This window comes from Bradyrhizobium sp. WYCCWR15520, from assembly GCF_056174665.1.
On the sequence record NZ_JBWBWM010000032.1, the window covers coordinates 1 to 12,898 of the forward strand.

Below are 12,898 nucleotides of genomic sequence, written 5' to 3' on the forward strand. Positions count from 1 at the left end.
CGACCGCGGCGGCACGCTGCGCTACGCATGGCTCCGCGCGCCGCCACTCCACCGAATACAAAATTCACATCCAAGCCACCAGTCGGCACGCTTGACTCAAAAGCCCTCATATGAGGGTGGGCAAAGGCGCATTTTGCGCCGTGCCCACCAGTTCTTGCTCGATAAAATCGGTGGGCACGCTTCGCTTTGCCCACCCTACAAACTCAATGGCAATCAAATCTTGCCGTTGACGTCCCGCTGCACGCGGTTGGCCATCTCGATCAGGCGCCGCCAGGCCTTCTCCAGGAACGACATCATGCGATCCATGTCGCGGTCGCTCGGCAGCGGGATTTCGATCTTGCGCTCGCCCTCGGCAATCTTCGGCCCGCCCGGCTTCAGCGAGTCCGATTTCGGCAGCGGCTCCTCGATCTTGCCCGGCACGGTGGGTTCGCGCGAGGCGAGTTCCGATTTCAGCTTTTCATTCTCGGCCTGTAGCCGGCCAATGTCGGCCTGCAGACGGCCGATTTCCGAATCCATCGCCGTGCGCTCGTCGGGCACCGCGTAGCAGGCCCAGCCTGTGCCCGAATTGGTGCAGGTGGAGACCGCGCCGGTTCTGGTGTCGAGCCGCAATACGCCATCGCCGGCCGGCGACAGCGAATAGCGTCCGTTCTCGGTCTCCGGCATCGGCCCTGCGAACGCCTGGCTGCCGGCTGCGAGACAGAGCGCGAGCGCGACGGGGCTTAAAAATTTCGAGGACGATTTCGCTGTGCGCATGGCTTGCTCCCGCCTCAGGAGTTACCGGTTTCTTCGACCGGCGGGGCGCTTTCAAGGCGCCTTACACCTTTGAACTATAGGCCGCCCGGCCGGACTTCAACGCATCGTCCAGCAATTCGATGCGGTCCTGGCCCCAGAACACCTCGCCATCCAGCACATAGACCGGCGAGCCGAACACGTCGGCCGCCAGCGCCTCCTGCCGGTTCTGCTCATACGCCGCCGTGATGTCCTCCGCGCCGGAGCGCTCCACCAATTGCTTGCCGGGCAGCCCCGATTCATCGGCGAGTTTTGCAATCGTTGCGGGATCGGCGAGATTGAGCTGATTTTCCCAGACGCCGGCGAAGGCCCGCCGCAAATAGCCGTCCGGGTCGTGGCCAGCCTCGAGCGCCGCGATCACGACGCCGTCGGCGAGCCGCGCGTTGAAGGGCCAGTGGGCCGGTTGCAGATTGAATTTCAGCCCGCGCTTGTCGCGCCAGCGCTGCAGCTCGACCATCCGGTAGCGCTGCCGCACCGGGTGGCGCTTCATCAAGGGCAGGCCGCCGGTCTCCGAGAACAGATCGACCAGCACCACCGGCTTGTGATTAACCCTTAAATCGTAAGTACTTACGAGGTCGCGAAAGGCTTGATGCCCGATATAGGCCCACGGCGATTGGATCGAGAAATAGTAGTCGACCTGACGCGGCATGCGCCCTCCGGGAACGCGGACTTTCGTTTCGCGCGAAGCATCCCAACAGACCGCCCAGACGGGCGCAAGATCGATCCTTGCGGGAATAGCTGCTGCACTGCGATGACAGTCCACAGTGTCGCAGATGAACCTCGAATAATTCCAATCAAATCAAAGCACTAACTGGTTAGGGCCTAACCTTGACTTGATTAGACGCGGTAAGTATGGTCCGCGCGGCTTTCAAGGGTGACGGGCGTAATTTCCATCAACCGTTGGCATCGTTTAATGTCTTGGGCATGGCCGAAGACAAAAACGACAACGCAAGTGGGAATCGCGATCAGCCGTCTTCCGACGAAGCTGCGCTTTCCGCAAGGCTCGGAAGTCTGGATCACCGGTTGTCCGAAATTCGTGACAGCCGCAAACCCAGGACTGATCAACCCGGTACCGAAAGCGGAGATACGGCTGCCAGAGCATCTGCGATGGCGCTGGGTTTCCGGCTTTCCTCGGAATTGGTCGCGGGCGTTGTCGTCGGAGCGGCGATTGGCTGGGGGTTCGACCGTTTATTGTCGACATCGCCGTTCGGTTTCATCGTGTTTCTTCTGCTCGGCTTCGTGGCCGGCGTGGTCAACGTGGTGAGAACTGCAGGCGCAGGTCCAGGCAGGCGCTGAGCGTCGTCGGGAAGTCACGACATTTGAAATTCGATTGCCGGCTAGGCCGGTGGATAAAGAGCCGCGCGGATGAAAATCGACCCGATCCACCAGTTCAATATCGAACCCCTCTTCACGATCGGCCACATCGGCAACCAAACGATCGCCTTCACCAACTCGACGCTCTACATGTTCCTCTCGGTAGCGGTGATCTCGCTATTGATGATCGGCGGCATGGCGAGAGGGCAACTGGTTCCCGGGCGGCTGCAGTCGATCGCGGAAATCTCCTACGAGTTCGTCGCGAGCACGATCCGCTCGACCGCCGGCACGGAAGGCATGAAGTTCTTCCCGCTGATCTTCTCGCTGTTCATGTTCATCTGCATCTCGAACCTGATCGGCATTGTCCCCTACACGTTCACGGTTTCGAGCCACATCATCGTCACCGCGGCGCTGGCGCTCTTGGTTTTCTTCACGGTGCTGATCTACGGCCTCTACAAGAACGGCCTCAAGTTCTTCAAACTTTTCGTCCCCCACGGCGTGCCGATCTACATCCTGCCGCTGGTCATGTTCATCGAAATCCTGTCGTTCTTCCTGCGGCCGGTCTCGCACAGCGTGCGTCTGTTCGCCAACATGCTGGCCGGCCATATCGCGTTGAAGGTGTTCGCGGGCTTCGTCGCCATGCTCGGCGTTTCGCTTGGAGCGATCGGCTGGATCGGCGGCGTGCTGCCGCTGGCACTCACGGTGGCGCTGACCGCGCTCGAACTGTTGGTCGCATTCCTGCAGGCCTACGTGTTCGCGATCCTCACCTGCATCTACCTCAACGACGCCATTCATCCGGGACACTAAGCGGTCCGGGGAATTTCCACCCACACTTTGTCTTACCCTCTCAAGGAGCTCTAGAAATGGAACCGGCAGCAGCTAAACTTATCGGCGCGGGCATCGCATGCATCGGCATGGGCGGCGCAGGCGTCGGCGTGGGCATCATCTTCGGCAACTACCTTGCCGCGGCGGTGCGCAATCCTTCGGCTGCCCAGGGCCAGTTCGGCAACCTGATCTTCGGCTTCGCCGTGACCGAAGCGCTCGGCATTTTCTCGCTGCTGATCGCGCTGCTGCTGCTGTTCGTTCCGCTCTGAGCTGAACCTTCTCGCGCCGCCTCCGGGCGGCGCGCCTGACTGCAACAGGAGAACCCCGTGGCTGAAAAAAGTCATGGTACCCCGGCCAAGGGCACCGGCGCCCACACCGAAGCCGACGGCGGACACGGCGGAGGATTTCCTCCGTTCGAGTCGAGCACGTTTGCTTCGCAGCTGGTCTCGCTCGCCATCGCGTTCGTCGCGCTCTACGTCATCGTCTCTCGCATCGCGCTGCCGCGCGTCGAAAGCGTGATCGACGCGCGTCAAAACGCGATCGAGGGCGATCTGGCGGCGGCGCAGAAGTTCAAGGACGAGTCGGACGCGGCGCTGAAAGCGTACGAGACCGAACTCGCCTCCGCCCGCACCCGCGCGCAGGCCATCGGCAACGAGACCCGCGAGAAGCTGAATGCGGCTGCGGAAGCCGAGCGCAAGACGCTGGAAGACCAGCTCAACGCCAAGCTTGCCGCCGCCGAGAAGCAGATCGCGGCGACGCGGCAAACCGCGATGAGCAATGTCCGCGGCATCGCCGCGGATGCGGCCGGCGCGATCGTCCAGCGTCTCACCGGCGTGCTGCCCGACAGCAAGGCGGTGAGCAGCGCCGTCGACGCTTCGTTGAAGGGATAGACCGATGTTCACCCAACCGGAAACCTGGGTCGCAATCGCCTTCATCATCCTGCTGGTGCTGTTAGCTTATCTCGGCATCCACAAGACGGTGCTGACGGCGCTCGATCATCGCAGCGAACGCATCAAGGCCGAACTTGACGACGCCCGCCGTCTGAAAGAGGAGGCCGCCAAGCTGCTCGGCGAGTACCAGACTCGCCGCGCCAGCGCCGAGCGCGAGGCCGAGGAGATCGTCGCCAACGCCAAAGCCGAGGCCGAGCGCATCGCGACCGAAGCCAAGGCCAAGATGGAAGACTTCGTCGCCCGCCGCACCAAGACCGCCGAAGGCAAGATCGCACTTGCCGAGGCCCAGGCTTTGGCTGACGTCCGTGCCGCCGCCGCCAACGCCGCGGTCGAAGCCGCCTCGACCATCCTGTCGAAGTCGGTCAAGGGCTCGGTCGCCGACGACCTGCTCGCCAAGGGCATTGCGGAAGTTCGCGCCAAGCTGAACTGAGCGCTTTTCACCACCAATCAAAAGCCGGCGCGAGACGATCGCGCCGGCTTTTTTATTGCTTCTTCTTTTTCGGCGCCGGGCGCTCGGGCTTCAGGGCCTGCGGGTCGAAGCCGATATAGAAGATGTAGCTGTCGCCGGCGGCGCCGGGGGGCACCGGGTAAGTGAGATCTTCGGCGACCAGCGTGAACGGCTCGCTGCCGCTTTCGGTCATGTTGACCGTGGTCTGGTATGCCTTGGTGGCGATGGTCTTCTCGGACACGCCGCCGTGCACCACCGCGACGCGAATCGGAACCTGGACCGCGGCCGGGGCGCCGGCAGGACCGGCGATGACGCGGCCCTGAATGCCGATCCGCGCCGTAATCACGCCGCCATTGAGGCTGCACTCGCGCGCCATCTTGCTGATCGTCGCCTGGAAGCGCAGGTCGTTGCCGACCGGCTGCTTGCCGGGCGCCGCGACCGCGTAAGTAGATGCCCCCGCCCTGACCGTGACCGGCGGACAGGTCAGATCGCCCGTATCCTGCGGAGCCGCCGCCGGCGCATTCGCAGCCGGCTCCTCGTCCGACTTGCCGCCGAACAGGCTCTTGAAACGATCGGACAGCGATTGCGCCGATGCCGGCGCAGCCGTCAGGCACGCCAGCCCGCCCGCAACCGCAGCCACCACCGCGATCCTGGCCAAACGATTGTCACCCATGCGACGTCCCTGACATCCCATCGTCATTGTTCCCGGCGGCGTTATAGCAGCCCAATGGCGGCGAACCCAAGGCACCAAAACGGCTTAGAAATCAGTGGTTCAGCCGCGGAAATCCTCGTGCAGCAGGCCGAACAGCAGATGGTCCTGCCAGACCCCGTTGATGCAGAGATAGCGCCGCGCCAGCCCCTCGCGGGTGAAGCCGCATTTCTCCAGCACCCGGATCGACGGCGAATTGGAGGGAATGCAGGCGGCCTCGATGCGGTGCAAATTGAGCTCGCCGAACAGCGTCGGCAGCAGCACCCGCAGCGCAGCCGTCATGTAGCCGCGATGGGCATAGGGCTCGCCGACCCAATAGCCGATGGTGCCGGCCTGCACGATGCCGCGGCGGACATTGGCGAGCGTGATGCCGCCGATCATGGCGCCATCCGCCTCGCGGAAGATGATGAACGGATAGGACCGGTCGGCGGCGATATCCTCGGCGTAGCGGCGCAACCGGCGGCGAAAGCCGGCGCGGGTCAGATCGTCCGACGGCCAGATCGGTTCCCATGGCGTCAGGTAGGCGCGGCTCGATTCGCGCAATTGCGCCCATTGCGGGAAATCCGACATCTGCGGCGCACGCAGCAGGAGGCCGCGGCCGCGCGGCACAAGCGCGGCAGGTCCGCTGGTTGGCAACCGAAACAGGGCCATGCCCACTCTCCCGCCCGAACTACTCGCCCTCGCCCCGCCCTGGCGGGGACCTAATGCAGAAGCGTCTTCGCCTTCGACCGCGTCAATCCTTCCGCAAAAGATACCGCCGTGTCCAGACCCCTGCCGCTGCCCAGTGCGACGACCGCCGGCCGGCTACGCGACAATAGCGCGTGGGCTGCGCTTTGGGTCGATTCGACGCTGACGGCGTCGATTCGCGCCACCAGCTCTTCCACCGTCAGGGGACGGCCATAGGCCAATATATGCCGCGCCAATTGTTCAGCCCGGGACGAGCAGCTTTCCAGCGCCATCAACAGGCCCGCCTTCATCTGCGCCTTGGCGCGGGCGATTTCGGCTTCGGTGAGGGTTTCCACCGCGTCATTGATGACGTCGACGATCACCTCCATCATTTCTGGCGCGTCGCCGGGATCGGTGCCGGTGTAAAGGCCGAAAAAGCCGGTGTCGGTATAGGGCGCGTGGAAGGTGTAGATCGAGTAGCACAGGCCGCGCTTCTCGCGCACTTCCTGGAACAGCCGCGACGACATTCCGCCGCCGAGCATATTGGTGAAGACCTGCAGCGAGAACAGCGACAGGTCGGTCTGCGGCACGCCTTCCAGCGCCAGCGTCAGGTGCGCCTGTTCGAGGTCGCGGTGCACCACGCGCGAGCCGCCCTGGCCGAACATCGCCGGTTGCGGCTTCGGCCCGGGCGTGGCGTCGAAGCTGGCAAATTTCTGCGCCGCCTCCTCCACCACGCGCTTGTGGTCAACAGCACCGGCTGCGGCCACCACCATGTCGGGCCCGCGATAATGCGTGGAAAGATAGCCGCGCAGCATGTCGCGATCGAATTTCTTCAGCGTCTTGGCGGTGCCGAGCAGCGAGCGGCCCATCGGCTGGTCCGGAAAGCAGAGTTCGTTGAGGTGCTCGAACACGACGTCATCGGGCGTATCCTGCGCCGCGCCGATTTCCTGCACGATGACGCTCTTCTCGCGCTCGAGCTCATCGGGCACGAAGGACGGGTTGGTGAGGATGTCAGAGAGCACATCGAGCGCCAGCGGCACGTCGGCCTTCATCACCCGCGCATAATAGGCCGTGGTCTCGGTCGAGGTGCCGGCGTTGAGATCGCCGCCGACCGCCTCGATCTCCTCGACGATCTCGCGCGAGGAGCGCCGCGTCGTGCCCTTGAAGGCCATGTGTTCGAGCAGATGCGAGATGCCGTGCTCGTTCGGCTTTTCGTCGCGGCCGCCGACACCGGCCCAGACGCCGAGCGCCGCGGTTTCCAGATGCGGCATGGTGTCGGTGACGACGGTCAGGCCGGACGGCAGCTTGGTCACGTCGACACTCATCCGGCTACTCCCTGCTTCGCGGCACGGCTCACCGAGCGCACGAATCGCTCCACTTCGGCTGAATCGTTCTTCATCACCGTGATGTGTTCGGATTTGGTCATCAGGCCGTCGAGCCAGGCCGGCAGTTGCGGCCGCACGCCGCAGGCGGCTTCCACTGCATCGGGAAACTTCGCCGGATGCGCGGTCGACAGCACGATGTTGGGGATCTTCGAATCCGAGGTGTCGCGATCGGCCACCGCCAGCGCCACCGCGGTATGGGGATCGACGAGTTCGCCGGCCTCGCGCCAGGCGGTGCGGATCGCGGCCGAGGTTTCGGTCTCGTCGGCGCGGCCTGCGTCAAACTCCTCGCGGATCGCGGCCAGCATGGCATCCGGCAGCACGAAGCGGCCGGACTGCTTCAGCGAGCCCATCAGCCGGCGGACGCTGTCAGCATCGCGGCGGCTCGCCTCGAACAGCAGCCGCTCGAAATTCGAGGAGACCTGGATGTCCATCGAGGGCGAAGCAGAGGCGTGAACCTCGCGCACTTCATAGATGCCGGTTTTGAGCGTGCGCGGCAGGATGTCGTTGATGTTGGAGGCGATGCGGAGCCAGCGCACCGGGAGGCCCATTTTCTTGGCGACGTAGCCTGCAAAAATGTCGCCGAAATTGCCGGTCGGCACGGTGAAATCAATCGTGCGCGCGGGGGCGCCGAGCGCCACGGCAGAAGTGAAGTAGTACACCACCTGGGCGACGATCCGAGCCCAGTTGATCGAGTTGACGCCCGACAGCGAGACCGCGTCGCGAAAGCCGTGATGGTTGAACATCGACTTCAGGATAGCCTGGCAATCGTCGAACGTGCCTTCGATCGCCAGCGCATGCACGTTGGCGGCGCCGGTCGTCGTCATCATCCGCCGCTGCACGTCGGAGATGCGCCCGTTCGGGAACAGCACGACCAGATCGACATTGTCGAGACCCGCGAACGCATCGACCGCGGCGCCGCCGGTGTCGCCCGAGGTCGCAACCACGATGGTGGTGCGCTGGTTGCGCTTGGCCAGCACGTGATCCATCAGCCGCGAGATCAACTGCATCGCGACGTCCTTGAACGCCAGCGTCGGGCCGTGGAACAGCTCCAGCACGAACTGATTGGGGCTGACCTGATTCAGCGGCACCACTGCGGGATGGCGGAATGTGGCGTAGGCCTCATTCGCCATGCGACCGAGATCGGCGTCGGAGATTTCGCCTGCGGCAAACGGCTTGATCACGTCGACGGCGACTTCCCAATAGGGCCGGCCGAAGAAGGAGGCGATGGCCTCACGCGATAGTTGCGGCCAGACCTCGGGCACATAGAGGCCGCCGTCGCGGGCGAGCCCGGTCAGCATCACATCGCAGAAACCCAGAACGGGGGCTTCCCCCCGCGTCGAAATATAGCGCGTCAAACCACCCTCCAAAGGCGCCAGCCCTATGCCAAGCCTTTGATATTGATCATGAATTAGATTTCGCCAAGCGCGAGGCGAGGAGTCACCATAAAGCGTTTTTGTGCCGAGGGGAAATGGCTCTTGGGCGAAAAAGGAAGGGCGCAGCTACCGCAAAATGGGCAATTGTCCATATGCGTTATTGCGAGCCAACGGGGCGCGTATTCGCGCGACCCGTTGGCTCGCAATGACGGAGGATGCAGGTTCGCGACCTCGCAACCCCTGCGCCCGACGGTTGCATCCCTCATTTGTAGGAGCGGGCAGAGCGCCCTCACCCGTACCGAAGCGCTTCGACCGGATCGAGCCGCGCGGCGCGCCAGGAGGGATAGAGCGTGGCGAGGAACGACAGCGTCAATGCCATGACCACAACGGCGGCGGTCTCGCCAAAATCGATCTCTGCCGGCAGCTTCGACAAGAAGTAGAGTTTTGGCGGAAACAGCTCGGTATTGGTGATCCAGGACAGAAATTGCCGGATCGTTTCGATATTCAGACAAACCAGCATGCCGACGAGCAATCCGGTCATCGTGCCGAGCACGCCGATCGCAGCACCTGCGATCAGGAACACCCGCATGATCGCGCCGCGCGAGGCGCCGACGGTGCGCAGAATGGCGATGTCGCTGCCCTTGTCCTTCACCAGCATGATCAGGCCCGACACGATGTTCAGCGCGGCGACCAGCACGATCAAGGTCAGGATCAGGAACATGACATTGCGTTCGACCTGGAGCGCTGCGAAGAAGGCCGAGGTCCGCCGCCTCCAATCGACCAGGAACACCGGCCGCCCTGCCGCGTCAGCCACCGGCCTGCGAAAACTGTCGACCTTGTCCGGGCTGCCTTCGATGAAAACTTCGATGGCGCTCACGTCATTGCCACGGTTGAAATAGCCCTGTGCCTCGGCGAGCGGCAGAAACACCATGACGGAATCATATTCCGACATGTCGATGCTGAACACCGCCGCAACCTTGTACGGCTTGATACGGGCGTTCGTGCCCTTCGACTTCACGGCTCCATCCGGCGCGACCAGCGTGATGTTGTCGCCGGCACGCAGCGACAATTGATCGGCAAGCCGGCGGCCGATGGCGACCCCCTGCCCCTGATTGAACCCATCCAGCGAGCCCTGCTGGATGTTGCCGGCGATCGCGGCGAGTTTGTTCAGATCATCGGAGCGAATGCCGCGAATGAGGACGCCGGAAGCATTGTGCGCCGACGATGCCAGCGCCGGGCCGTCCACGACGGGAGCGGCGAGCTTGATGTCTGGAACCCGCCTGATGCGCTCCGTAACATCCTCCCAGTCCGTCAGCGGCGACTCCAGCGGCTGCACCAGAAGATGGCCGTTCAGGCCGACGATCTTGTCCACCAGTTCCTTGCGGAAGCCGTTCATGACGGCCATCACGATAATCAGCGTCGCCACGCCGAGCATGATGCCGAGGAAGGAAAAACCGGCGATGACGGAAATGAAGCCTTCCTTGCGCCGCGCCCGCAAGTAGCGTCCGGACACGAGCCATTCGAATGCCGAAAACGGCAGGGGACGCGGGACCTTTTCCATGGTCCATTCATAGCGCGTTTTCGGGACGATTCGTGCGCCAGCTTCAAAGAATGAGCTTCATCCACCGCCATATTCCCGCCATTCCGGGAGCGGCAGCAAAGCGAGCGGCGCTGCGTCAAGCTCTTCTTCGGGACATCAAGTCCGATACTGTTCGTCGCTGACTTTTTCCATCCAGTCGACGGCCTTGCCGTCGAGCCGCTCCTGAATGGCAATGTGCGTCATCGCCGTTGCCGGCGTCGCGCCGTGCCAGTGTTTTTCGCCCGGCGGAAACCAGATGACGTCGCCCGGGTGAATTTCCTCGACTCGTCCGCCCCAGACCTGCACCCAGCCGCGGCCGGAGGTGACGATCAGCGTTTGGCCCAGTGGGTGGGTGTGCCATGCCGTGCGCGCGCCCGGCTCGAATGTGACGTGGGCGCCGGCGACGCGTGCAGGATCTGCGGCCTGGAATAACGGGTCGACGCGCACGCTGCCGGTGAAGTATTCCGCAGGCCCCTTGCCGGACGGCTGTGAGCCGCTTCGCTTGATTTCCATCGTTGCGCTCCTTGCTTTTGCCCGGACAGGGGGCGTGGCGCCAGCCACCAACACGGCGAGGCCGGTGGCTGCGATGAGGCCTCGTCGCGTGATCATGGCGCTCCCAGGATTGGTGTCGGCGGTTCGATATCCTTGGCAGTTCAACCCACGTCCGGCATCTGCTCCAGCAGCTTGTCGAGCGTGATCGGATAATCGCGCACCCGAACGCCGGTCGCGTTGTAGACCGCGTTGGCAACCGCGGCCGCTACACCGCAGATGCCGAGCTCGGCGACGCCCTTGGCCTTCATCGGCGACGACATCGGATCGGTCTCGTCGAGGAAGAACATGTCCTGATGCGGAATGTCGGCATGAACCGGCACTTCATAGCCGGCGAGGTCATGGTTGACGAAGAAGCCGGCCCGCTTGTCGACCACGAGCTCCTCCATCAGCGCCGCGCCAACGCCCATCGTCATCGCCCCGATCACCTGGCTGCGGGCCGTCTTCGGATTGAGAATACGGCCGGCGGCGCATACCGCCAGCATCCGGCGCACCCGGATCTCGGCGGTGGCGGCATCGACGCCGACTTCGACAAAATGCGCGCCGAAGGTCGATTGCTGGTACTTCTTGTCGAGATCGCCGTATTCGATGCCGTCTTCGGCCGTGAGGGCGGCATCGGCCGCGGCTTGCGCCAACGGCACACGGCGATTGCCTGCGCGCACCTCGCCATCGGCGAATTCGGCTTCCGCGGAGTTAAAACCGAGTTTCTGCGCGATCGCTTCGCGCAGCTTGACGCATGCGGCATAAACGCCCGCGGTCGAATTGTTGCCGCCGAATTGCCCGCCGGATCCGGCCGACACCGGGAAGGCCGAGTCGCCGAGACGCACCACCACCTTCTCTAGCGGCACGCCCATCATCTCGGCCGCAGTCTGCGCGATGATGGTATAGCTGCCGGTGCCGATGTCGGTCATGTCGGTCTCGACCGTAACAACGCCGCTGCCGTCGAGCCGCACGCGCGCAGCCGACTTCACCAGCAAATTGTTGCGGAACGCGGCGGCCGTGCCGATGCCGATCGCCCAGCGTCCGTCACGGATCCTGCCGGGCTGCGGATTGCGCTTGCTCCAGCCGAAACGTTCGGCACCGGTGCGGAAGCACTGGGTGAGCTGACGCTGTGAGAACGGCCGACCCGGCTTTTCCGGATCGATCTGGGTATCGTTGAGAATCCGAAACTCGATCGGATCGATGCCGAGTTTTTCGGCCATTTCGTCGATCGCGATCTCCAGCGCCATCATGCCGGAAGCCTCCCCCGGCGCGCGCATGGCATTGCCTTCGGCAAGATTCAGCGCCGCGAGACGGGTCGCGGTCATCCGGTTGGCCCCGGCGTAGAGCAGCCGCGTCTGACTGACGGCGCCCTCAGCCCTGCCGCCGGGCAGATTGCCCGACCACTCTTCATGACCGATGGCCGTAATCTTGCCGTCCCTGTTGGCGCCGATGCGAATGCGCTGGATCGTCGCCGGGCGATGCGTCGTATTATTGAACATCAGTGGGCGCTGCAGCGCCACCTTCACCGGCCGCCCGGCGGCGCGCGCCCCCAGCGCCGCGAGCAACGCATCCGACCGCACGAATAGCTTGCCGCCGAATCCGCCGCCGACGAAGGGCGAGACCAGGCGCACATTCTCCTTGGCGATACCGAGGGTCTTTGCGACGTCGCCCACTCCCCAGGCGATCATCTGGTTCGAGGTCCAGAGCGTGAGCTTGTCACCGTTCCAGGCGGCGATCGAGGCGTGCGGCTCCATCATCGCATGCGCCTGATCGGGCGTGGTGTAGGTGGCGTCGAGCTGAACCGGCGCCGCCGAGAACGCACCGGAAAAATCGCCGCGCGCAGTATCGGCCGGACCGCCGAACAAGGGTCGCGGCTGACCGGTATCCTTCACCGCCGCGAGGTCGAAGGCGCCTTCCACCCGGACATAATCGACGCGGACGAGTGCCGCCGCAGCGCGCGCCTGCTCAAAGGTATCGGCAACCACAAGTGCGATCGCCTGATGATAGTGCTCGATCTCGGGACCGCCGAGAAGCCTCGCCGTGTTGCGGTCGCCCTTGTCGAGCTTTCCGGCGTTGTCGGCCGTGACGATGGCGCGCACGCCGGGCGCGGCCCTGGCCGCAGCGAGGTCAATCCGGGCAATCCGCCCCTTGGCGATCGCCGAACCGACGACGTAGCCGTAGGCGGGGTTCGAAACGACATCGTGACGCTCATAGGCGTAAGGCGCCGTACCGGTGGTCTTGAGCGGACCATCGACGCGATCGGCGGGCTTGCCGATTACCTTGAGCTGATCGATCGGGTTGGTCGTGGCTGGGGTTTCGAATTTCATGG

Annotated in this window: 14 protein-coding genes; 5 read left to right on the forward strand and 9 right to left on the reverse strand. The window is 63.9% G+C overall.

Annotation, left to right across the window (positions count from 1 at the left end; translation table 11 throughout):
* Positions 1 to 213: 213 nt before the first annotated feature.
* A complete protein-coding gene (locus AC0QUY_RS30675; RefSeq protein ID WP_475389985.1) occupies positions 214 to 753 on the reverse strand; it encodes a hypothetical protein in 540 nt (179 codons plus the stop codon).
* Between the two features lie 61 nt (positions 754 to 814).
* Positions 815 to 1,438 (reverse strand): DsbA family protein, encoded by a 624-nt coding sequence (locus AC0QUY_RS30680; protein WP_475389987.1) that lies wholly within the window; start codon positions 1,436 to 1,438, stop codon positions 815 to 817.
* Positions 1,439 to 1,713: 275 nt separating this feature from the next.
* On the opposite strand from AC0QUY_RS30680, the gene AC0QUY_RS30685 reads away from it, so the two are divergent.
* The 5 genes from AC0QUY_RS30685 (at position 1,714) to AC0QUY_RS30705 (ending at position 4,308) form a co-directional block, all read left to right on the forward strand.
* Positions 1,714 to 2,085: an AtpZ/AtpI family protein gene (locus AC0QUY_RS30685; protein WP_161856258.1), complete on the forward strand. Its 372-nt coding sequence runs from the start codon at positions 1,714 to 1,716 to the stop codon at positions 2,083 to 2,085.
* Positions 2,086 to 2,154: 69 nt separating this feature from the next.
* Complete coding sequence (locus tag AC0QUY_RS30690; RefSeq protein ID WP_161850457.1) at positions 2,155 to 2,910, forward strand: F0F1 ATP synthase subunit A; 756 nt, start codon at positions 2,155 to 2,157, stop codon at positions 2,908 to 2,910.
* A 56-nt stretch (positions 2,911 to 2,966) separates the two neighbouring features.
* Positions 2,967 to 3,197 (forward strand): F0F1 ATP synthase subunit C, encoded by a 231-nt coding sequence (locus AC0QUY_RS30695; protein ID WP_016847054.1) that lies wholly within the window; start codon positions 2,967 to 2,969, stop codon positions 3,195 to 3,197.
* A gap of 57 nt (positions 3,198 to 3,254) precedes the next feature.
* A complete protein-coding gene (locus tag AC0QUY_RS30700) occupies positions 3,255 to 3,818 on the forward strand; it encodes a F0F1 ATP synthase subunit B family protein (protein ID WP_161850458.1) in 564 nt (187 codons plus the stop codon).
* A 4-nt stretch (positions 3,819 to 3,822) separates the two neighbouring features.
* Entirely contained in the window at positions 3,823 to 4,308 is a 486-nt protein-coding gene (locus tag AC0QUY_RS30705) for a F0F1 ATP synthase subunit B family protein (RefSeq protein ID WP_475389989.1), read from the forward strand.
* 52 nt (positions 4,309 to 4,360) lie between these two features.
* Here the strand turns inward: AC0QUY_RS30705 and AC0QUY_RS30710 are convergent, their stop codons facing one another.
* The 7 genes from AC0QUY_RS30710 to paoC form a co-directional block, all read right to left on the reverse strand.
* Positions 4,361 to 4,999, reverse strand: a complete 639-nt coding sequence (locus tag AC0QUY_RS30710) for a hypothetical protein (RefSeq protein ID WP_475389990.1) — start codon at positions 4,997 to 4,999, stop codon at positions 4,361 to 4,363.
* Positions 5,000 to 5,098: 99 nt separating this feature from the next.
* Positions 5,099 to 5,686, reverse strand: coding sequence for a GNAT family N-acetyltransferase (locus AC0QUY_RS30715; RefSeq protein WP_475389991.1), 588 nt, complete (start codon positions 5,684 to 5,686; stop codon positions 5,099 to 5,101).
* A 50-nt stretch (positions 5,687 to 5,736) separates the two neighbouring features.
* Positions 5,737 to 7,026: a M16 family metallopeptidase gene (locus AC0QUY_RS30720; RefSeq protein WP_475389992.1), complete on the reverse strand. Its 1,290-nt coding sequence runs from the start codon at positions 7,024 to 7,026 to the stop codon at positions 5,737 to 5,739.
* On the reverse strand, positions 7,023 to 8,441 hold the full coding sequence (gene thrC / locus AC0QUY_RS30725; RefSeq protein ID WP_475389994.1) for a threonine synthase: 1,419 nt from the start codon (positions 8,439 to 8,441) through the stop codon (positions 7,023 to 7,025). Before thrC ends, AC0QUY_RS30720 begins: the two co-directional genes overlap by 4 nt.
* A 307-nt stretch (positions 8,442 to 8,748) precedes the next feature.
* On the reverse strand, positions 8,749 to 10,020 hold the full coding sequence (locus AC0QUY_RS30730) for a lipoprotein-releasing ABC transporter permease subunit (protein WP_475389996.1): 1,272 nt from the start codon (positions 10,018 to 10,020) through the stop codon (positions 8,749 to 8,751).
* Positions 10,021 to 10,155: 135 nt separating this feature from the next.
* Positions 10,156 to 10,551 (reverse strand): (R)-mandelonitrile lyase, encoded by a 396-nt coding sequence (locus AC0QUY_RS30735; RefSeq protein WP_475389997.1) that lies wholly within the window; start codon positions 10,549 to 10,551, stop codon positions 10,156 to 10,158.
* A 140-nt stretch (positions 10,552 to 10,691) separates the two neighbouring features.
* Positions 10,692 to 12,896: an aldehyde oxidoreductase molybdenum-binding subunit PaoC gene (gene paoC, locus AC0QUY_RS30740; protein WP_475389998.1), complete on the reverse strand. Its 2,205-nt coding sequence runs from the start codon at positions 12,894 to 12,896 to the stop codon at positions 10,692 to 10,694.
* Between the last annotated feature and the right edge of the window lie 2 nt (positions 12,897 to 12,898).